Source organism: Allobranchiibius sp. CTAmp26 (assembly GCF_017565405.1).
Lineage (GTDB): Bacteria > Actinomycetota > Actinomycetes > Actinomycetales > Dermatophilaceae > Allobranchiibius.
The window spans coordinates 97,355-117,396 of sequence record NZ_JAGEKR010000010.1; the positions used below are offsets into that span (position 1 = coordinate 97,355).

The 20,042-nt window shown below is 70.8% G+C and carries 15 protein-coding genes; 11 read left to right on the forward strand and 4 right to left on the reverse strand.

Annotated elements, in window-relative coordinates:
* Positions 1-391: 391 nt before the first annotated feature.
* Positions 392-724 (reverse strand): hypothetical protein, encoded by a 333-nt coding sequence (locus J4030_RS06910; protein WP_243762988.1) that lies wholly within the window; start codon positions 722-724, stop codon positions 392-394.
* A 154-nt stretch (positions 725-878) separates the two neighbouring features.
* On the opposite strand from J4030_RS06910, the gene J4030_RS06915 reads away from it, so the two are divergent.
* The 4 genes from J4030_RS06915 to J4030_RS06935 are packed head-to-tail and all read left to right on the forward strand — an operon-like array spanning position 879 to position 7,173.
* Positions 879-2,351 (forward strand): cytochrome ubiquinol oxidase subunit I, encoded by a 1,473-nt coding sequence (locus J4030_RS06915; protein WP_208048482.1) that lies wholly within the window; start codon positions 879-881, stop codon positions 2,349-2,351.
* Positions 2,352-2,376: 25 nt separating this feature from the next.
* Positions 2,377-3,465 (forward strand): cytochrome d ubiquinol oxidase subunit II, encoded by a 1,089-nt coding sequence (gene cydB / locus J4030_RS06920; RefSeq protein ID WP_208048483.1) that lies wholly within the window; start codon positions 2,377-2,379, stop codon positions 3,463-3,465.
* Positions 3,465-6,794 carry a thiol reductant ABC exporter subunit CydC gene (gene cydC / locus J4030_RS17875; protein ID WP_243762989.1) on the forward strand — a complete coding sequence of 1,110 codons (3,330 nt, stop codon included), beginning with the start codon at positions 3,465-3,467 and terminating at the stop codon, positions 6,792-6,794. The genes cydB and cydC overlap by 1 nt, the downstream gene beginning before the upstream one ends.
* Entirely contained in the window at positions 6,763-7,173 is a 411-nt protein-coding gene (locus J4030_RS06935; protein ID WP_208048484.1) for a BlaI/MecI/CopY family transcriptional regulator, read from the forward strand. The genes cydC and J4030_RS06935 overlap by 32 nt, the downstream gene beginning before the upstream one ends.
* A gap of 123 nt (positions 7,174-7,296) precedes the next feature.
* On the opposite strand, the gene J4030_RS06940 is transcribed toward J4030_RS06935, so the two are convergent.
* The 3 genes from J4030_RS06940 to J4030_RS06950 form a co-directional block, all read right to left on the reverse strand.
* Positions 7,297-8,217, reverse strand: coding sequence for an alpha/beta fold hydrolase (locus tag J4030_RS06940; protein WP_208048485.1), 921 nt, complete (start codon positions 8,215-8,217; stop codon positions 7,297-7,299).
* A 59-nt stretch (positions 8,218-8,276) separates the two neighbouring features.
* Positions 8,277-9,155 (reverse strand): M56 family metallopeptidase, encoded by an 879-nt coding sequence (locus J4030_RS06945; RefSeq protein WP_208048486.1) that lies wholly within the window; start codon positions 9,153-9,155, stop codon positions 8,277-8,279.
* 114 nt (positions 9,156-9,269) lie between these two features.
* Positions 9,270-11,594 (reverse strand): MMPL family transporter, encoded by a 2,325-nt coding sequence (locus J4030_RS06950; protein ID WP_208048487.1) that lies wholly within the window; start codon positions 11,592-11,594, stop codon positions 9,270-9,272.
* A gap of 209 nt (positions 11,595-11,803) precedes the next feature.
* Between J4030_RS06950 and bioB the strand changes: the two genes are divergently transcribed.
* From bioB to purB, 7 genes are all read left to right on the forward strand, one after another.
* Positions 11,804-12,835, forward strand: coding sequence for a biotin synthase BioB (gene bioB / locus J4030_RS06955; RefSeq protein ID WP_208048488.1), 1,032 nt, complete (start codon positions 11,804-11,806; stop codon positions 12,833-12,835).
* 267 nt (positions 12,836-13,102) lie between these two features.
* Positions 13,103-14,149 (forward strand): DUF4282 domain-containing protein, encoded by a 1,047-nt coding sequence (locus J4030_RS06960; RefSeq protein WP_208048489.1) that lies wholly within the window; start codon positions 13,103-13,105, stop codon positions 14,147-14,149.
* 172 nt (positions 14,150-14,321) lie between these two features.
* On the forward strand, positions 14,322-15,638 hold the full coding sequence (locus tag J4030_RS06965) for an adenosylmethionine--8-amino-7-oxononanoate transaminase (protein WP_208048490.1): 1,317 nt from the start codon (positions 14,322-14,324) through the stop codon (positions 15,636-15,638).
* Positions 15,635-16,753 (forward strand): 8-amino-7-oxononanoate synthase, encoded by a 1,119-nt coding sequence (locus tag J4030_RS06970; protein ID WP_208048491.1) that lies wholly within the window; start codon positions 15,635-15,637, stop codon positions 16,751-16,753. Before J4030_RS06965 ends, J4030_RS06970 begins: the two co-directional genes overlap by 4 nt.
* The gene (gene bioD / locus J4030_RS06975; RefSeq protein WP_208048492.1) at positions 16,750-17,445 is read left to right on the forward strand and encodes a dethiobiotin synthase; all 696 of its coding nucleotides are present in this window, start codon (positions 16,750-16,752) and stop codon (positions 17,443-17,445) included. The genes J4030_RS06970 and bioD overlap by 4 nt, the downstream gene beginning before the upstream one ends.
* A gap of 207 nt (positions 17,446-17,652) precedes the next feature.
* Positions 17,653-18,438, forward strand: a complete 786-nt coding sequence (locus J4030_RS06980) for a VOC family protein (RefSeq protein WP_208048493.1) — start codon at positions 17,653-17,655, stop codon at positions 18,436-18,438.
* 123 nt (positions 18,439-18,561) lie between these two features.
* On the forward strand, positions 18,562-19,974 hold the full coding sequence (purB, locus tag J4030_RS06985) for an adenylosuccinate lyase (RefSeq protein ID WP_208048706.1): 1,413 nt from the start codon (positions 18,562-18,564) through the stop codon (positions 19,972-19,974).
* Positions 19,975-20,042: the final 68 nt, after the last annotated feature.

A 20,042-nucleotide genomic window follows, 5' to 3' on the forward strand; every position in this document is an offset into this window, starting at 1 on the left:
GCGGTGAGTCTGAGGCCTGTCTCAGTCGCTCCCGTGATTCGTATGCTTCGGCGCCAATGCTAAAGGAATCGCTACTCGTGACGAGGCGGGTTCGCTTGCGTGCCGCTGCGACGCGTGCGCGCCGTGCTGCGGGGCCGGGCATCGCCTCGACGTTACGGTCACGCCGGTCTTTGCGGCATGGTTTGCTCATCGCTGACTCTTTCTTGCCTGATGAGCTGTTGGTCTGTTCAGCACGAGCGGTCAATCTGGGCGGTAGGACGCACGTAGCTCACGAAAGTCCTGCAAGCATCTCGAACGGAGCCCACGGCCACGAGCTCCTGACGGGCCGCCGCCGCGCCAGAACCGGCGACGACAACCGGAGGTTAGCGACAGGCCACTGCGTGTTCGCGGTTCAGCCGGACGCTCGGCCGGGCAGGGGCGCGCCAGCAAGGAACGCGTTGTACTCATCGCGCACGTCGGGGTCGACTGGGGGCTGCTGCGCGGAGTACCGGCCGTCGGTGCGATCCCGCTTCGGGCCGGAGATCCAGAAGCCCTCACCGCTATCCACGTCGTAGAAGTTCGAGTCGAAGTTCGCTCGGTAGGTGCCGGTCACGCGCTTCAGCGTCCGACCGTGGACGTACGCGGTCCGCCACGTCCGGGTGAAGCGGACCCGGGTGATCCAGGCGGGGCCACCGTCGGTGTCGTAGGCGCTCTTCAGCTGCACGTGCATGATCCGGTCGGCCATCCGCCGACCGTACGGCCGACTTGGGCACACAAGCATCCGGTTTTCGCCGCCGTGGCCCGGCTCTGAGCACCGAGGCAAACTACGGTGTGCGTAGTACTACGTTGAGTAGTACTGTGGGAAGCAGCCACAGACCGCACGCCGAGAGGGAACCCCCGTGAGCAACCTGGACCTCGCCAGATGGCAGTTCGCGATCACGACCGTCTACCACTTCCTCTTCGTCCCGATCACGATCGGCCTGTCGGCGATGGTCGCGGGCTTCGAGACCCAGTGGCTGCGGAGGCGCAACCCGGAGATGCTGCGGCTGGCGAAGTTCTTCGGCAAGCTGCTGCTCATCAACTTCGCGCTCGGACTGGTGACCGGCATCGTGCAGGAGTTCCAGTTCGGGATGAACTGGTCGGCGTACAGCCGCTTCTTCGGTGACATCTTCGGCGCACCGCTGGCGTTCGAGGCGCTGCTCGCGTTCTTCCTCGAGTCCACGTTCCTCGGCGTCTGGATCTTCGGCTGGGGCCGGATCCCGGAGAAGGCGCACGCCGCGTGCATGTGGCTGGTGCACATCGGCACCCTGCTCTCGGCGTACTTCATCCTCGCCGCCAACTCCTTCATGCAGCACCCGGTCGGCTGGAAGTACAACGCCGCCACCGGCCGCGCCGAGCTCACCGACTTCGTTGCCGTGCTGACCAACAAGGTGCAGCTGGTCACCTTCCCGCACGTCGTGGCGAGTGCCTACCTCGTCGGCGGCGGTGTCGTGATGGGCGTCGGGCTGTGGCTGCTGCACAAGCACCGCGGCACGAAGGACTCGCTCATGTACCGCAAGGCTGCCCGGATCGGCGCCGTCGTCACGCTGCTGGCCGGCGCGGGCGTGGCCGTCACCGGCGACACCCAGGGCAAGATCATGACCGAGGTGCAGCCGATGAAGATGGCCGCCGCCGAAGCGCTCTACACCACCCAGGACCACTGCGCCGCGTTCTCCCTCTTCACCATCGGCTCCCTCAACGGGCAGTCGCAGAAGGCCGCCGTCAAGGTGCCCTGCGTGCTGTCCTTCCTCGCCACCGGCAGCTTCGAGGGCAAGGTCGACGGGATCAACGACCTCAAGGCGAGCCTGCCCGCCCAGCTGCAGAAGCAGGCCCGCGCCGAGGGCGTGCCCGCGGCGTACAGCCAGCCCGCCGACGCCGTCTACACGCCCAACATCCCGCTCGCCTACTGGTCCTTCCGGCTCATGATCGGTGTCGGAATGACGTCCACGATCGTCGCGCTCGGCGTCCTGTGGGCCACCCGCAAGGGCCGCACCGCGCTGGCGAAACCGTGGGTCTGGGCGGGCATCGCGGTGCCGTTGCTGCCGGTACTCGGCAACAGCTTCGGCTGGATCTTCACCGAGACCGGTCGCCAGCCGTGGCTGGTGTACGGCGTGATGAGCACCAAGACCGGTGTCTCCGGCAACGGGGCGGGCACCGTGCTGACCTCGATGGTCGTCTTCACCCTCCTGTACGCCGCCCTCGCCGTCGTCGAGGTGCGCCTCTTCCTGGACTACACGCGCCGGGGCGCCGATCCCGCGCCGCCCGAGCTCGACCCGGACGCCGCTTCCGCCGACGAGCACGAGGCGCCCGCACCCGTGTCGTTCGTCTACTGACCACCACGAAAAGGACTGCAGAACAATGACTCTCGAGACGTTCTGGTTCATCCTCATCGCGGTGCTGTGGACCTCCTACCTCATGCTCGAAGGCTTCGACTTCGGCGTCGGGATGCTGCTCGGCATCTTCGGCCGGGACTCGCAGGGCTCGCACGAAGAGCTGAGCGAGGACGGCGCCACCCGCAAACGCGTGCTGCTCAACGCGATCGGCCCGTTCTGGGACGGCAACGAGGTGTGGCTGCTGACCGCCGGCGGCGCGACCTTCGCGGCGTTCCCGGCCTGGTACGCCTCGATGTTCAGCGGTTTCTACCTGGCGTTCCTGCTCGTGCTGGTCGCGCTCATCCTGCGCAATATGGGGCTGGAGTACCGCCACAAACGCCATGGCACAACCTGGCAACGCCGCTGGGACGCGATCATCGTGACCTGCTCGGTGATCGCCCCGCTGCTGGTCGGCACCGCCCTCACCAACCTGGTGCGCGGCGTACCGCTGAACAAGGCGGGCGACTTCACCGGCACGCTGCTCACCCTGCTCAACCCGTGGAGCCTCCTCGGTGGCCTCACCATCCTCGCCCTCAGCCTCACCCACGGCTGCTTCTTCATCGCCCTGAAGACCGACGGACAGGTACGACGCGACGCACGCGCCCTCGGCATGAAGGCCGCAGTGGTCAGCGCCGTCCTCGCCGTCGTCCTGCTCGGCTGGGTCAACGTGCACACCGGCACCACCTGGTCCTGGATCACTGCGGTGGTCGCGGCAGTGGCCCTGCTCGGCGCGCTCGCCGCAAACCTCCGCGGGCGCGAGGGATTCGCGTTCTCCGGCACCATGCTCACAATCGGGATGGCGGTCGCGACCTACTTCCTCGCGCTCTTCCCCGACGTGATGCCGAGCACGACGAACACCGCCTACTCCTTGACCGTCACCAACGCGTCCAGCTCGCACCTGACGCTGCAGATCATGACCGGCGCCGCCGTCGTCATGACGCCCATCGTGATCGGCTACTCGGCCTGGAACTACTGGGTCTTCCGCAAGCGGATCTCGGCCAGCACCCTCCCCACCAAGCACGACCCGCTCGCACCGCTGGCCCCGTCCGAGTCACTGCAGGAGGCGCGTCACTGATGGCCGCGCCGTTCGACCCGCGACTGCTGCGGGAGGTGCCGCAGACCCGGGGTCCAGTCGCCGCCCTCGGCGTGCTCGGCGTCGCGCTGGGCGTCGTCGCGATCGCGCAAGCCGTCGCGGTGGCCCACCTCGTGGTCGCGCTCGTCGAACGCCGCTCGCTCACCGCCTGGGCCGTCACCGTCCTGGCACTGCTTGCGCTGCGCGGACTGCTCAGCGCGGCCAGCGAGATCACCGCAGCGTGGGCCGGCACGCGGGTGGCGGGGCTGCTGCGGCGCCGGGTGCTCGCCGCCTGGCTGCACCGGCCGGTCGACACGTCCCCCGACCCCACCACCATGCTCACCCGCTCCACCCTCGGAGCCGGCAGTGTCGAACCGTACGTCGCGCGCTACCTCCCCGCCCTGGTCAGCGCCGCGGTCGTGCCACCGCTGGCGATCGCCGCGATGGCCTGGGTCGACTGGGTCACCGCCCTCATCGTCGTGCTGACCGTCCCGCTGCTCCCGCTCTTCGCTGCCCTCATCGGGATGCACACGCGCGACGAGACGCAGGCGCGGTGGGCCGAATCGCACCGGTTAGCAGGTCATTTCGTCGACGTGACGCGCGGACTCCCGACCCTGGTCAACTACCAGCGCGCCGACGCGCAGGTCGACGTCGTCGCGGAAGTCGGCGACCGGCACCGTCGGGCGACCGTGCGCACGCTACGTACGGCGTTCCTCAGCTCGGCCGCCCTGGAGCTGCTCGCGACGATCTCGGTCGCCATCGTCGCGGTCTTCGTCGGGCTGCGGCTGACCTACGGCAGCATCTCGCTCACCGTCGCGCTGACGGCGATCCTGCTCGCGCCCGAGGCGTACTGGCCGATCCGCCGGGTCGGCCAGGAGTTCCACTCCGCCGCCGACGGCGCCGAGGCCATCGACGGACTCCTCGACGAGGCGGTGCCCACGGCGCACACCTCGGGTGGCGGACCGGTCCCTCGTGCGGCGATCGCCGACCTGTCCTACCGCTACCCGGGAACGGACACCGACGTGCTCCACGACGTCAGTCTCGACCTGCCAGCGGCAGGGATCATGGCCGTTACCGGACCGTCGGGATGCGGCAAGACGACGCTGCTCGAGCTGCTCGCCGGGCTGCGCACGCCAACCTCCGGCGACGTAGCGGCGCCTGAGTCACATCTGGTCACTCAGCGTCTGTTCGTCACACCGGGGACGTTGCGAGACAACCTCGGTGGCGAGCTCCCGGACGGCGTCGACTGGCTGCCCGCCCCGCTGCGGACACTGCCGGACGGGCTCGACACCGTCCTCGGCGACGACGGCTACGGCCTGTCCGCCGGCCAGCGCGCCCTGCTCGCGCTCACCCGTGCCCGCCTCAGTGACGAGCGGCTGATCCTGCTGGACGAACCCACCGCACACCTGGACGCTGCCGCGGCGTACGACGTGCAGGTCATGATCCGCGACCTGGCAACCACACGAACCGTCGTCCTGGTCACCCACGACCCGGACCTGATGACCGTCGCCGACCGACGCATCGACCTACCCCTCCGGCTCCCCGCCACCGCCCCTCATCGGGGGGTGGAGCAGCCGTCGAAGGGTGGCGATATAGCCCCACCCCCCGGTGATATCCCTACCCCCCGACGGGAAGGGACCGCGCCGGACACCGTCCCGAGTCCTCGCCGAGCGCTCCTGCGACCCACCCCGGGCGTACTGCGCGCCGCAGTCCTCGGCGGGCTCGCCGCCACCTGCGGGGTCGCCCTGACCGCCACGTCCGGCTGGCTCATCGTGCAGGCCAGCACCCGGCCGGTCATCCTCACCCTGCTCACCGCGATCGTCGCCGTCCGTGCGTTCGGCATCGGCCGACCGATCTTCCGGTACGTCGAGCGCATCCGCTCCCACGACGCGGCCCTGCACCTGCTCGCCCACCGGCGCACGGACCTCTACCGCACCCTCATCCCGCTGACCCCGGCTCGGCTGGGCCGGCGGCGCCGCGCGGACCTGCTCGGCGCCCTGGTGCGCGACGTGGACGACGAGGTCGACGTGCAGGTCCGCAGCCTCGTGCCGCTGCTCGCTGCGGCCATGACCTGCCTTGTCGCCGCCATCGCGGCCGCGATCCTCTACCCGCCAGCGGCCCCCGTCGTCGTCGCGATCGCCCTCCTGGCGGCCCTTATCGGTGCGATCGACTGGTCCCTCGAGCGAACCGGCCACCGCGCGAGCCTGGACGCACGGGGCGCGGTGACCTCGAGCGCCGCTGCGATCAGCCTGAACAACTCGGCGCTGCAGGCGATCCGCGGCGACGACACCGAGCTCGCCCGGCTCGATGCCGCTCAGCTCGACCTGGAGCGTGCCGTACGTCGGCAGGCCCGCGGGCGGGCTGCCGGCTTCGGCCTCAGCTTCCTGCTCACCGCGGGCGCCGCGATCGGGATGGCGCTGATGCTGCGCAGCGCCCTTGCGAGCGGCGACATCGGCGCCCCGTTCGCCGCACTGCTGGTGCTCGGCCCTATCGCCCTGACCGACATCCTGGGCTCGATCCCGGACGCCGTCGGCGCGCTGGCCCGCGGCCAGGCAGCCCGCCGCCGGCTCGACGCCCTCACCGGGCAGACGCCCGCCGTCCACGACACCGGCCGCTCCGTCGACATCCCCGCGCCGACCACCCTGCAGCTGTCCGGTATCGCCGCGTCTTGGACGGACGGGCCGGACCAGATCCACGGGATCGACCTCCACGTGAGTCCGGGCGAGCACCTCGCCGTCACCGGACCCAACGGCATCGGCAAGTCGACCGTGCTCGCCGTCCTCGCGCGTCATCTCGACCCGAGCCGCGGCCGGTACGACGTCGCGGGCCACGACGCGCTGGGCTGCCGACCGGACGACGTACGCCGGCACGTGGCCGTCGTCGATGACGAGCCGCATCTCTTCGCCGGCTCGCTGCGCGCCAACCTGCTGCTCGCACACCCGGGCGCGAGCGACGCCCAGGTGGCGAGCGCACTGATCGACGCGGGCCTCGGACGGTGGCTCGCCGGGCTGCCTGCCCGGCTCGACACGCTGCTCGGATCCGATGCCCGAGGGGTGTCCGGCGGCGAGCGCACCCGGATCGCCATAGCGCGCGCGGTGCTCGCGGATCGCCGCGTCATACTTCTGGACGAACCGGTGGCCCACCTCGATCACCCGACCGCGTCCGCGCTGATGCGCGATCTGCACGATGCGACCCGCGACGCCTCGGTGGTCGTGGTCAGTCACCAGCAGATCGGCGTGCAGGGCTGCGACCGCGTGATCGAGCTCGGCCGCGAGAATGTGGAAGACGGAGGTGGGGCGCATGCCCACGAGTGGGCGAGCCGAGCTCGGTGAGCTGGAGGGCGCGGTCATGTCCCGGCTGTGGGACATGCCGACCGGCGGCACGTTGTCGGTCCGCGATGTCTTCGAATCGCTCTCCAGGGAGCGCGAACTGGCCTACACGACAGTGATGACGGTGCTCGACCGGCTCGCCAAGAAGGGGATGGCCGACCGGGTCCGCGACGGGCGCGCCTGGCGGTACGCCGCCGCCGCGACCCGCGAGCAGATGACAGCCCGCGCCCTGCACCAGACACTCGCCGACCTCGACGGTGGCGAGCGGCAGGCGGCGTTCGCGCACTTCCTGGGCGACGCCTCGCACGCCGACCTCGCGGCCCTGCGGGCCGAGCTCGACCGAATCGAGTCGGACGCTTCGCAGGACGACCGGCGCCCCTGACCGCGGCCGCGGCCCTCTTCATCGAGCGGAGGGGTCCGCTGCCCAATGGAGGGGTCATAGCCCCTCCACTTGAGGGTGGACCCCTCCGCTCGACGTGGAGCCGGGGTGAGGTCGGGTCGGCGGTCAGTCGGCCAGGAACGCGCGGACGCGCTGCCCGACCACGTCGTGCCGCCACAGGCCCAGATGGTCGGCCCCCGGCACCGCCACCAGCGTCGCGCCGGGGATCCGCTCGGCGGCCGTCTGCGCCTGGGCGAAGGGGACGTCGACGTCCGCGGTGCCGTGGATCACCAGTGTCGGGGAGCTGATCTGCTCGAACGGGTAGTCGGGCACGTCCTCGAAGAGACGCATGTCGGCGGCGTACCCGGCCTTGCGGAGGTCGAAGCGGATGGCGGCCGCGGCCACTGCTCGGCCGGGGTCCGAGCGCGGCGTCACGAGCAGGTACCCGGCGATGACCGCGTCGACCTGGGACAGCCGCTCCCCCAGCCACTTCCCGACCCGCGTGAGCGGCGGCAGGGCCGCGTACATCTCATGCTCGGTGAAGGTCTGCACCAGCGATTCGATCAACACCAGCCGGGTGCAGCGGGACGCGTGCCGCAGGGCGAACTGCACCGCGGCCGGTCCGCCACCCGACACGGCGATGACGACGGCACGCTCGATCCCGAGCGTGTCGAGCACGTCCGCGAAGAGGTCGGCCTGCTCCTCGGGAGTGGGACCGCTGTCCAGCGGGGTGCGCAGGTAGCCGGGTCGCGACACCGACACCACCCGTCGGTCGTCGAGGCCGAGGCCGGAGGCCGTGACCTGTGCCAGGTCGTAACCGCCTGGCGTGCCGTGGATGACGACGACCGCCGGCTCGTCCGTCATACGTCGGCCGCCCGCCGGCACCCCGGAGTCGAGCACCTCGACGGGTCCACGCGGCAGCGGCAGCACCTGGGCGCCCGCATCCAGTCGGTCCGCGCTAGCCCGCCGCCACCGCTGCAGCCCGACGACTGACGCGAGCAGGCCGACCCCGGCAGAAGCCACGATCGACTCCCCCATCCTCCGCATCGACCTCTCCTTGTGTCCCGACGTACGACGGCACCGGTCCGATGCCGCTCACGCCGACCTCAGATGTTCAGAAGCATCAGCGCTGCCAATGCCAACGGCGCCAACACCGCTGCCATTCCGAGCAGCCCGGCGCACGTGGCGAGGGCGGGGTGGCGCCGCTCTACCGTCAGCTGTTCCAGGCGGATGCGGGCGAAGTCCTCGTGTCCGAGCGTGCCGGTCGGATGCTCGGCCCGTGCGAGGGCGACCAGCGCTCGCGCCACCGGCACCCGGCCCACGGCGCGTTCGGCGCTGCGGTCCGCGAGCAGCTCGATCAGCAGGCGCACGGTCTCCAGGCCGCGGTCGCTGCGCAGCCGCCGCGGCACCGCCGTGTGCCACACCGTGAAGAACTCCAGGACCAGGTCGTGGCGGTGGCGCAGATGCGCCAGTTCGTGGGCGAGGACGGCGCGCAACTCCGCCGGAGGAAGCGCCTCGATGGTGCCGCTGGTGAGCACGACCCGCCGGGAGAGGCCGGGCACGCAGTACGCCGTCGCTGTGGGATGGGAGAGCACGCGCACCTGCGCGGGGAGTCCCGCGGCGTGGACCGGCTCGTCGAGCAGGTCCACCAGCTCGCGGTGTTCGCGGCGTACCTTCCGCAACCGCCGGCCGACCACGTGTGCCCGCGCGAGCAACCGGCCGGCGAGCAGCGCCGACACCAGGGCGGCGATCGCGGCAAGGACGATGTGGTCGCGTGGCGCGGGGAGGCCGTCCCCCACGCGCACGACGTACAGGACGGCCAGCGGTGCCAGCTCCAGACCGGCCACCACCGCGCCGAGCGAGACCCCCTGCCACAGCCAGAGGGCGGGACCGGGCACCCCTCGCAGGGCGGTCCACCGTGGCAACAACCGCGGCGCGGGCCAGGCGAGCACCACCGTCAGCAACAGCAGCCACCCGAGGTACACCCCCGCATTCTCCGTCAGCCTCCCCGGACCCCACCCGCCGACTGCGCACGTCGCGGGCCGAAACGACCCGAGAAGCAGCGCGACATGCGCAGTCGGCGAAATGAGGTGTACGGGTCAGGCTCGGGAGCCCTCCGGCTCGACCTGGTGCGCGGGCTTCCGCTGCTCGTGCGGGGCGCCCGCGCCGGTCAGCTTCTCGCCCTCGACGTCGACCCGCGGCAGGATCTTGTCCAGCCACTTCGGCAGCCACCACGCGCGCTCACCGAGCAGGTAGAGCAGCGCGGGCATGAGCGTCATCCGCACCACGAACGCGTCGAAGAAGACCGCGATCGCGAGCGCGAAACCGATCGACATGATGAACGAGACGCCCTGCAGGATGAACGCCGCGAAGACCGACATCATGATCGCCGCGGCCGCCGCGACCACCCGGGCGCTGTTGCGGAACCCGTCGACCACGGCCTCGCGCGCCGACATGCCGTGCACGTGCGCCTCCCGCATCCGGGTCACCAGGAACACCTGGTAGTCCATCGCGAGCCCGAAGACGATCCCGATCAGGATGATCGGCATGAAACTGACCAGCGGTGCGCCCTCGACGATCCCGAAGCGGCCCTTCTGGAAGACCTCGACGGTCGCCCCGAGGGTGGCGAGGATCGATAGCAGGAAGCCCAGCGTCGCGACGAGCGGCACCAGCACCGAACGGAAGACGACCATCAGCACCAGGAACGCCAGCCCGATCACCACTGCCAGGTAGACCGGCAACGCGCTGGTGAGCCGGTCCGAGACGTCGGTCTGGATGGCCACCAGCCCGGTGACGCCGACCGTCGTACCCGTCGACTTCTCGATGCCGGACTGCCCGTTGCGCAGCGCGTGCAGCAGCGACAGCGTCTTCTCGTCGTCGGCGCCCGACTTGGGCGTGATCAGGATCTGCGCTCCGGTGCCGGGCTTGTTGAGGCCGACGATCTGGGCGTTCGCGACGTCGGGCTTGGTGCCCGCCCAGGTCGCGACCTTCCCGTACGCCGTCGTCCGCGCCTTGGCGCCGCCGGTCACCTTCGTGCCGTCGACCACCACGAGCAGCGGCGCCGCACGACCTGGGCCGAACGCCTCGGACTGCAGGTCGGCGGCCTTGCGCTGGGTGGTCGACTTCGCGGCCGTCGAGTCGCTGGGCAGCGCTAGGTGCAGGCTCTTGGCGGGCACCGCGATGAGGCCGAGCACCACCACGACGAGCGCGACGACGATGGCCGGCTTGCGGCCGATCAGGCGAGCCCACCGGGTGCCGTTGTTGACCGCGTGACCGTCGGCGTCGCGCGGGTCCTCGCGCTTGCGCACCTGCGCGCCGAACGCCTTGGACTTGAACATCCCGAGCACGGCGGGCAGCAGGGTGAGCGCGACCAGCACGGCAAAGAACACGGTCTCGGCCGCGGCCAGACCCATCGCGGTGAGGAACGGGATGCCGACCACCGAGAGCGCGATGAGCGCGATCAGCACGGTCAGACCGGCGAAGACGACCGCCGTACCCGCCTTGCCGACCGCCAACCCGACGGCGTGAGCCCGGTCGTCGGTGGAGCGCAGCTCGGTGCGGTATCTGGACAGGATGAAGAGCGTGTAGTCGATGCCGACGGCGAGGCCGATCATGCTCGACAGGATCGGGGTCGTGGTGCCGACGGTGGTGAACGCCGTGGCGAGTTGCACCCCGATGGTGCCCATCGCGACGCCCACGAACGCCGAGACGATCGGCATACCGGCAGCGATGAGCGAACCGAAGGTGATGACCAGGACGACGGCGGCGAACGCGACGCCGATCAGCTCACTACTGCCGCCCGGGTCGGGGGCGATCTGGATGCCGGCACCGTTGACCTCGGCGGTCAGACCGGACGCGCGGGCCTTCTTCAGGTCGTCCACGACCTTGTTCTGCGTCGCGGGCTTCACGTCCTGCACGGTCTTCACGTCGAACGCGAAGTCGATCGTGCCGATCCGGCCGTCGGGCGACAGCGGCAGCAGGGTGTTCGCGTTGCGCTCGGCGACCGCCTTCGGCGTGCCCTGCTTGGCCGCGGCCGAGGTCGCCGCCTTGAACTGCGCGGCCGACGCGGTCACCGGGTTGACCAGCTTGGTCTTGGGCATCTGCGGGGCCTTCTGCAGATCCGCGATGAGCGCGTTCACCGCGTTGGAGTACTTCGCCTCCTTCAGGGTGTGCCCCTTCGGAGCAGCCACCACCACCGAGACGCCGGCCTCGTTGATCGCGTCACCGGTGCCGGGGAAGAGCTTCTGCTGCATCGACTGCGCCTTGAGCGACGGGATGCCGGGGATGGAGAAGGAGTCGACCAGCGGTTTGTGGATCGCCTGGGACAGCCCGCCGAGCCCGACGAGCAGGACCAGCCACCCGATGATGAAGAACGGCCACTTCCGGTACGCCGTTCGGCCCAGTCGATATAGAGCGGTCGCCATCAGATGCCTCTCGTGGAAAAGATTCTCGGACGCACCAACGACTTTCGCGCCCCTGGCACTCATCATGGGTCGCCGTGCGGCCTGGGCCAACCCGGTAGCGGCCCCCACGGGACAATCGTGACGACTGTCACGCGTTCGGGGTGATGTCCCTACCGGTGCGTACCCGACCGCGCGGCGCGACGGGTCCTCCATGCAGCACAATCGCGTCCATGACCTCGACCTCCACCGCCCCAGAATCCGACGTCAGCAACGCCCCGCTCGACCGTGCCCGCGAGGTCGTCCTCGGCCAGGGCGAGGGCCTCGGCCACGACGACCTCGTCGCGGTGCTCAACACCCCCGACGAGCAGCTTCCCGACCTGCTGGCCCTGGCCCACGAGGTGCGCCTCGCCTACAACGGCGAAGAGGTCGAGGTCGAGGGGATCGTCTCGCTGAAGACCGGCGGATGCCCCGAGGACTGCCACTTCTGCAGCCAGTCCGGTCAGTTCACCTCACCGGTGCGCTCGGTGTGGCTGAACATCCCCGAGCTGGTGCGCGCCGCCGAGCAGACCGCAGCGACCGGCGCCAGCGAGTTCTGCATCGTGGCCGCCGTCCGCGGGCCGGACGCGAAGCTGATGAGCCAGATGCGCGACGGGGTCAAGGCGATCAAGGACGCGGTCGACATCGAGGTGGCCGCCTCGCTCGGCATGCTCGACCAGGAGCAGGTCGACGACCTGGTCGACATGGGCGTGCACCGCTACAACCACAACCTCGAGGCCGCCCGCTCCTACTTCCCCCAGGTCGTCACCACGCACTCGTACGAAGAGCGCTGGGACACCTGCACGATGGTCAAGGCATCCGGCATGGAGCTGTGCTGCGGCGGCCTCGTCGGGATGGGCGAGACCATCGAGCAGCGCGCCGAACTCGCCTCTCAACTGGCCGAACTCGAGCCCCACGAGGTGCCGCTGAACTTCCTCAACCCCCGCCCCGGTACGCCGTTCGGCGACCTGGAGCCGATGGGCTCGGCCGACGCGCTGCGCACCATCGCGGCGTTCCGGTTGGCGCTGCCGCGCACGATCCTGCGGTACGCCGGCGGCCGCGAGCTCACGCTCGGCGACCTCGGCACCCGCGACGGGCTGCTCGGCGGCATCAACGCCGTCATCGTCGGCAACTACCTGACCACCCTGGGCCGCGACCCGCGCGAGGACCTGGCGCTGCTGGACGAGCTGCAGATGCCGATCAAGGCGCTCAACGCGACGCTGTGAACCCTCCCGCCGACGCGGCGTACTGCGGCCTGTGCGGTGAGCCGGTGGCTGACGGCCCGCACCCGGCGTGCGAGCGCGCGCTCGAGCTGGAACCCCCGCGGTTCTGCGCGGTCTGCGCGCGGCGGATGAAGGTGCAGGTGACGCCCACCGGGTGGCGCGCGGAGTGCTCGCGGCACGGCGAACGTGCCGCGCCGGGCTCCGACCTTGCTGGCAATCCTCGCGCAAACCCACGACGATGGGCCGAGCACACGACCCAAGGAGGTTCGCATGTCACAGCCGACGAACGGCGAAGGTAGGTCCGGGGAACAGTCCGGCGGATACCAGCAGGGCGGGAGTCTCGGCCAAGGCTGGGAGCAGGACGAGCAGTCCGACACGCCGTACGACGCGCAGAACACCGGATGGGACGCCACACAGGCGGTCCCGGCGGCCTCCCACGAGGACTCCCCGCACGGTGCGTCGCCCGCCCAGGGCAGCGAAGCCGCGGGCGTCGCCGGTTCCGCCGAGTCCGGCCCCTCGTCGGCCGGTGAGCAGGGGTACGCCGCGCCGGACCAGCACGGCTACAGCCAGCCGAGCGGCCAGGAGCCGACCGGGTACGCGCAGCCGTCCGGCGGCTTTGGCCAGCAGAGTGGCGCCTACGGCCAGCAGGGCCAGTCCGACTCCGGCTACGGCCAACAGGGTGGTGCCTACGGCCAGCATGGCCAGTCCGACTCCGGCTACGGCCAGCAGAGTGGCGCCTACGGCCAGCAGGGCCAGTCCGGTTCGGGCTACGGCCAGCAGTCGCCGTCCGACGCGCAGGGCCAGCAGGGCTGGGGTCAGCAGAGTCAGCAGGGCCAGGGCGCTTACGGGCAGCAGTCGCCGGCATACGGCGCAGGTCAGGCTGGCCAGCAGGGACAGAGCGACCAGGCGGGCCAGTCCGGCACGAAGGGTCGACTCGGCCTGGGCCGCAAGGGCGGCCCGCGCGACCCCAACAGCCCCCAGGGGCAGGTCAGCCAGGTCATGGGCGGTGCCGGTGACGGCATCGGTGCGCTCTTCAGCGACCTGCACTTCAAGAAGTCCCTCACCGAGCGCATTGCGTCGCTGATCTTCCTGGTGACGATCGTCTGGGCGGTGCTGCACTTCCTGGCGAACACGATCTACAACTTCAGCAGCGAGAGCGTCGGCAACGGCATCTCGGTCAAGCACATGGGCACGGGCAACGCGCTGATCCACCTTCTAACCGACCTGGTGGCGCTCGTCCTCACCGTCGGGGTGACCCGGCTGCTGCTCGAGCTCGCGGTGCACGTCTCCCGGATCGCCGGGCGCACCAAGGACTGAGCACTCCAGCACTACCCGCACCACCTCTCCCGTCGAGCGGAGGGGTCCAGGTGCGAGTGGAGGGGTTACGACCCCTCCACTCGGCGCCGGACCCCTCCGCTCGACGTTTCGGTCTACTGAGAGGTACGCGCGCAGATGACCGGTCGCGCGCGCCGGCTGAGAGGATGCCCGGGTGTCCGACCCGTCTGAGCTGCTGTCCTACGACCGTGACCACCTGTGGCACCCGTACTCCTCGGTCACCGAGCCGGCGACGACCCGGCTCGTGGAGTCCGCCCGCGGGATCTGCCTGACGCTGCAGGACCCCGACGGCACCCGCCGCGAGGTCATCGACGGCATGTCGTCGTGGTGGTGCGCGATCCACGGCTACGCCGTCCCCGAGCTCGACGCCGCGGCGCAGCAGCAGCTCGGCCGGATGAGCCACGTGATGTTCGGCGGCCTCACCCACGAACCGGCGATCACGTTGGCGCGCAAGCTGATCGAGCGCGCACCGGCGTTCGACGGACAGTCCCGGCTGGAGCACGTCTTCCTGGCCGACTCCGGCTCCGTCAGCGTCGAGGTCGCGCTCAAGATGGCCTGGCAGGCGCATCTGAGCAGCGGGCGGCCGCGGCGCAAGATGTTCACCATCCGCGGCGGCTACCACGGCGACACGCTCGCCCCGATGAGCGTCTGCGACCCCGTCGGCGGCATGCACCGGCTCTTCACCGGAGTGCTCCCCGAGCAGGTCTTCGCCCCCCTGCCGCCGGCCGGGCTCGATGGTGACGACGCGTCGTACGACGAGTGGGAGAACGCCACCCGGCGGCTCTTCGAGCAGCACGCGCCGGACATCGCCGCGGTGGTGTTGGAGCCGGTGCTGCAGGGCGCCGGCGGGATGCGCATCTACCCACCGCGCGCGGTGCGTTTCCTGGCCGCACTGGCGCGCGAACACGGCGCTCTGGTGATCTTCGATGAGATCGCGACCGGCTTCGGTCGGCTGGGCACGATGTGGGCCGCCGACCAGGTCGAGGTCGTTCCCGACATCATGTGCGTCGGCAAGGCACTCACCGGCGGTTACCTCACCCTCGCCGCCGTCCTGTGCACGGCGGATGTCGCCCGGGCGGTCAGCGGCGGGGAGGCCGGCGCGCTGATGCACGGTCCGACGTTCATGGGCAACCCCTTGGCCTGCGCGATCGCGGCGGCCAGCATGGACCTGGTGACACCCACCCGCATCGGCCGCGCGCGGCAGATCGAAGCGGAGCTGCGCGGGACGCTCGAGCCCGCGCGGGCGCTCGCGAGCGTCCGCGACGTACGCGCCATCGGGGCGGTCGGTGTCATCCAGCTGCACTCCCCCGTCGACACCGAGGCGGTCACGCGGGTCGCGCTGGACCACGGCGTCTGGCTGCGGCCGTTCCGCGACCTGGTCTATGCGATGCCACCCCTCGTGAGCGATGCTGATGCCATCGAAACCGTCGGTGGGGCGATGGTCTCCGCAGTGGAACAGGTGCATGGATGAGCAACTTCGAGCAGTACCTGAAGTCGGCGGCCGCGGAGCGGGATGCGGCCGGTCTGACGCGGCGGGTGGTCGTAGGTGGGGGCCACCAGTCCATCGACCTGGCCGGCAACGACTACCTAGGTCTGCGCCGGGATCCCGCGGTGATCGATGCGGCGGTCGCAGCCCTGGAGTACTTCGGCTCCGGCGCTGGAGCGTCCCGCCTGGTGACCGGCACCTGGCCGATCCACGAGGACCTCGAGGCCGCGCTGGCCGAGCACCTGCAGATGGATTCGGCGTTGGTCTTCTCCACCGGCTACCAGGCCAACCTGGCGGCCATGACCGCGCTGGCCGATGACGACACCCTCATCGTCTCGGATGCGCACAACCACGCCTCGATCATCGACGGTGCGCGCCTGTCCCGGGCGGCGGTCGAGGTGGTCGCGCACGGTGACCTGGCGGCGTACGAACGTGCCCTGCAGGACCGCACGCAGTCCCGTGCCCTGATCGTGGTCGAGTCGATCTACTCGGTCTTCGGCGACACCTCCCCGGTGGCCGCACTGGCCGACCTCGCCACGAGGTACGACGCGCTCCTGGTCGTCGACGAGGCGCACGGCCTCGGTGTGGTCGGCGATCACGGCGAGGGCCTGGTCGCCTCGCTCGGGCTCGCGGGCGCCCCGCACATCGTGGTGACGGTCAGCCTGGCCAAGTCCCTGGCGTCACAGGGTGGCGCGGTGCTGGGCTCGGAACTGGTGCGAAGCCACCTGGTCAACACCGCGCGACCCTTCATCTACGACACCGGGCTGGCTCCGGTATCCGCTGGCGGTGCGCTCGGCGCACTCGATGTGCTGGTGGAGCGGCCCTCCCTGGCCAAGGAGGTCCGGGAGATCGCCGCGGAACTCGCTGCGGCCTGCGATGCACCCACGCCGGCGGGCGCCGTCCTGTCTGTGCCGATGCCTGGACCGCGCGAGGCGCTGGCCGCCGTCGACGTGTGCGCTGCGCACGGTGTCCGCATCGGCTGCTTCCGGCCGCCGTCGACCCCCGACGGCAGTTCGCGACTGCGGCTGACGGCTCACGCCGGACTCTCGGCCAAGGACGTCGAGCACTGCGCGCGCGTGCTGCGCACGGTCACCCGGTGAGCAGCCCCTGCCCGGTCATCTGCGTCAGCGGCACCGATACCGAGATCGGCAAGACCATTGCCACTGCTGCTATCGCGGCGGCCCTCACCGGTCACGGCCAGCGGGTGGTCGCGGTCAAACCGACCCAGACCGGACTCGCCCCCGGCGAGCCCGGTGACGCCGACGAGGTCGCCCGGCTGAGCGGCGTCGACGTCCGCGAGTACGTCCGGCTCCCCGAACCCCTCGCTCCCGACATCGCGGGGCGCCGGGCCGGGGTCGCCCTGCCGACCGTGGCCGAGCACGCCGTGCGGATCGCGGACCTGGCCCGCAGCGGCGACTACGACGTGGTGCTCGTGGAGGGCGCCGGCGGCCTGCTGGTCCGACTGGACGCCGATGGCGGCACGCTCGCCGACCTCGCGACCGCGTTGGGGCGCGACGGGGTGCGCGCGGGGTTCGCCATCGTCGTACGCGCCGGGCTCGGCACCCTCAACCACACGGCGCTGACCCTGGAAGCGCTGAAGGCTCGCGACCTGGATCTCGTGGGCCTGATCGTCGGTTCGCTGCCCGACGCGCCGGACCTGGCCGCCGAGACCAACCTGGACCAGCTGCGGGACCTGGCCGACGGCCGGTGGGTCGGCGCGATCCCGCAGGGAGCCGCGGGGCTGGCGCCGGAGGAGTTCAGCCGCGCGGCCGGCGACTGGGTGGTGCTCTAGCCGGAGCGCACCGGGGCGTCGCCCGGGTGCCCTGCCCACCGACGGGCACGTTTCGGCCCGAGCGGGCCATCACGAGCAGCACCCTGCCACCGACGACCACGTTTCGGCCCGAGCGGGCCATCACGAGCAAATGCTCGTCGTGCGGGTCGCTAGGGTCGGGTTCGTCTCTCCACCACCGGTGGACCCGCCTGCGAAGGAGCACCCCCGATGCCCGTGCGTGACGTCAACTGGCCGGTCGGCAGCCCCTGCTGGGCGGAGTGTGCCTTCGAACCGGAGCACCGCGGGATGCTGCACGCCCGCGACTTCTACGAGAAGCTCTTCGGCTGGCGCACCGATGAGGGCGTCTCGACGAGCGGCGGCGCGGGGAGCGCGGCATACGTCACCTGCTTCAAGGACGAGCGTGCGGCCGCCGGGCTCTCACCCATGCTGGCCGAGGGCGAGCGCCCGTCGTGGCTGACCTATTTCGCCACCGACGACATCGAGAAGGCCGCGCAGACGGTGCAGCGCGCGGGCGGCATCGTGCACATTCCGCCGGCCGACGCTGGCGACCTCGGGCGACTGGCGTTCTGCACCGACCCCACGGGCGCGTACTTCGCGCTGTGGCAGGCGGGCGCCCACAAGGGTTTCGGCATCGTGGCGGAGCCGGACACGGTCGTGTTCCACACCCTGCTCACCCGCGATCTCGCCGGTGCCAAGGCGTTCTACACCGAGCTCTTCGGCTACACGTACGACGATCGCTCACCCGACCTCAGCATCGCGCGACTGCCGGACGGCGCCGAGGTGGCCGGCTTCCACCAGGCCGACCAGATGGCCGCCGATGTCCCCGCCAACTGGCTGGTGCACTTCGCGGTGAGCGACCGCGACTCCTCCGCGCAGATCGCGCAGAGCCTGGGCGCCCAGGTGCTGATGACCAGCGACTCCCCGATGGGCCCGGAGGCGCTGCTCCAGGGCAAGCACGGCGAGGTCTTCACCGTCGTACAGGTCACCGACTGACCACCTTGCCGACTGCGCATGTCGTAGCCGGATCCGACCCGAAACGGCGCGCGACATGCGCAGTCGGCGGATCGGCCCGGAGCGATTCGCGGGGTACGACGGTGGGCTGAGAGGATGACCGCCATGCGTTCGCTCGCCTCCGCCACCCCGCCGATCGCCCTCGGTGCCCTCGACGGCCGGTATCGCGGAGTCGTCTCCGCGCTGGTCGACCACCTCTCGGAGCCGGCCCTCAACCGGCAACGCGTGCACGTCGAGGTGGAGTGGCTGATCCACCTCACCACGGTCGGCGCGGTGCCCGGCGTTCGCGCCCTCACCGAGGCCGAGCAGGCCCAGCTGCGCGCGATCCCGCAGGACTTCGACCTCGCCGACATCGAGGAGCTCGCCGAGATCGAGCGCGAGACCGTGCACGACGTCAAGGCGGTCGAGTACTACCTGAAGCGCCGGCTGCCCTCGATCGTCGGCGAGCAGGACGCGCCCGCGCTCTCCGAGCTGATCCACTTCGCGTGCACCAGCGAGGACATCAACAACCTGTCGTACGCGCTGATGGTGCAAGGCGCCGTCACCGGCGTCTGGGCACCCAAGGCGGCGCGCCTCGTCGAGCAGATCGCCGGCATGGCGCGCGAGCTGGCCGACGTGCCGCTGCTCGCGCACACCCACGGACAGCCGGCCACGCCCACCACGATGGGCAAGGAGATCGCCGTCCTGGCCCACCGCCTGGGCCGGCAGCTGCGCCGCGTCGAAGGCGCCGAGTACCTCGGCAAGATCAACGGGGCCACCGGCACGTACGGCGCGCACACCGCCGCCGTGCCCGGCACCGACTGGATCTCCATCAGCCGCGACTTCGTGGAATCCCTCGGCCTGCAGTGGAATCCGCTGACCACCCAGATCGAGAGCCACGACTGGCAGGCCGAGCTCTACGCCGACGTGGCGCGCTTCAACCGAGTGCTGCACAACCTGTGCACCGACTTCTGGACCTACATCTCGATGGGCTACTTCGCGCAGGTGCGCGGCCAGGGCACGGTCGGGTCGAGCACGATGCCGCACAAGGTCAACCCGATCCGGTTCGAGAACGCCGAGGCCAACCTCGAGGTCAGCAACGCGCTGCTCGACGTCCTCGCCGCGACCCTCGTGCAGTCACGCCTGCAGCGCGACCTCACCGACTCCTCGATGCAGCGCAACATCGGCACGGCCTTCGGGCACTCGATCCTGGCGCTGGACAACGCCGGCCGTGGCCTCGCCGGCCTGGACGCCGTCCCCGCGGCCATGGCCGCCGACCTGGACCGCAACTGGGAGGTGCTCGGTGAGGCGATCCAGTCCGCGATGCGCGCGCTCGGAGCGGCCGGCGTCGACGGAATGGACCAGCCCTACGAACGCCTCAAAGAGCTCACCCGCGGGCGCCGGATCACCGGTGACGATCTGCGCGAGTTCGTCCGGGGGCTCGGCTTCCCGGCGGAGGTCCAGGAGCGGATGCTCGCGCTGACGCCCGCAACGTACGTCGGCCTCGCACCGCAGCTGGTGGACTTCCTCGACCGCTGAGCACCAGCCGAACGACCGGTGCGCGCCCGCGTCCCTCGTTGTGGCCCGCTCGGCCCCACACGGCGCCC

What these genes read in the sequence shown, in the direction of transcription:
- J4030_RS06980 (WP_208048493.1), top strand. Translation starts at nt 17,653, where the DNA reads ATGCCCGTGCGTGACGTCAACTGGCCGGTCGGCAGCCCCTGCTGGGCG.
- purB (WP_208048706.1), top strand. Translation starts at nt 18,562, where the DNA reads ATGCGTTCGCTCGCCTCCGCCACCCCGCCGATCGCCCTCGGTGCCCTC.
- J4030_RS06950 (WP_208048487.1), bottom strand. Translation starts at nt 11,594, where the DNA reads ATGGCGACCGCTCTATATCGACTGGGCCGAACGGCGTACCGGAAGTGG.
- cydC (WP_243762989.1), top strand. Translation starts at nt 3,465, where the DNA reads ATGGCCGCGCCGTTCGACCCGCGACTGCTGCGGGAGGTGCCGCAGACC.
- cydB (WP_208048483.1), top strand. Translation starts at nt 2,377, where the DNA reads ATGACTCTCGAGACGTTCTGGTTCATCCTCATCGCGGTGCTGTGGACC.
- bioB (WP_208048488.1), top strand. Translation starts at nt 11,804, where the DNA reads ATGACCTCGACCTCCACCGCCCCAGAATCCGACGTCAGCAACGCCCCG.
- J4030_RS06940 (WP_208048485.1), bottom strand. Translation starts at nt 8,217, where the DNA reads ATGCGGAGGATGGGGGAGTCGATCGTGGCTTCTGCCGGGGTCGGCCTG.
- J4030_RS06960 (WP_208048489.1), top strand. Translation starts at nt 13,103, where the DNA reads ATGTCACAGCCGACGAACGGCGAAGGTAGGTCCGGGGAACAGTCCGGC.
- J4030_RS06910 (WP_243762988.1), bottom strand. Translation starts at nt 724, where the DNA reads ATGGCCGACCGGATCATGCACGTGCAGCTGAAGAGCGCCTACGACACC.
- J4030_RS06970 (WP_208048491.1), top strand. Translation starts at nt 15,635, where the DNA reads ATGAGCAACTTCGAGCAGTACCTGAAGTCGGCGGCCGCGGAGCGGGAT.
- J4030_RS06935 (WP_208048484.1), top strand. Translation starts at nt 6,763, where the DNA reads ATGCCCACGAGTGGGCGAGCCGAGCTCGGTGAGCTGGAGGGCGCGGTC.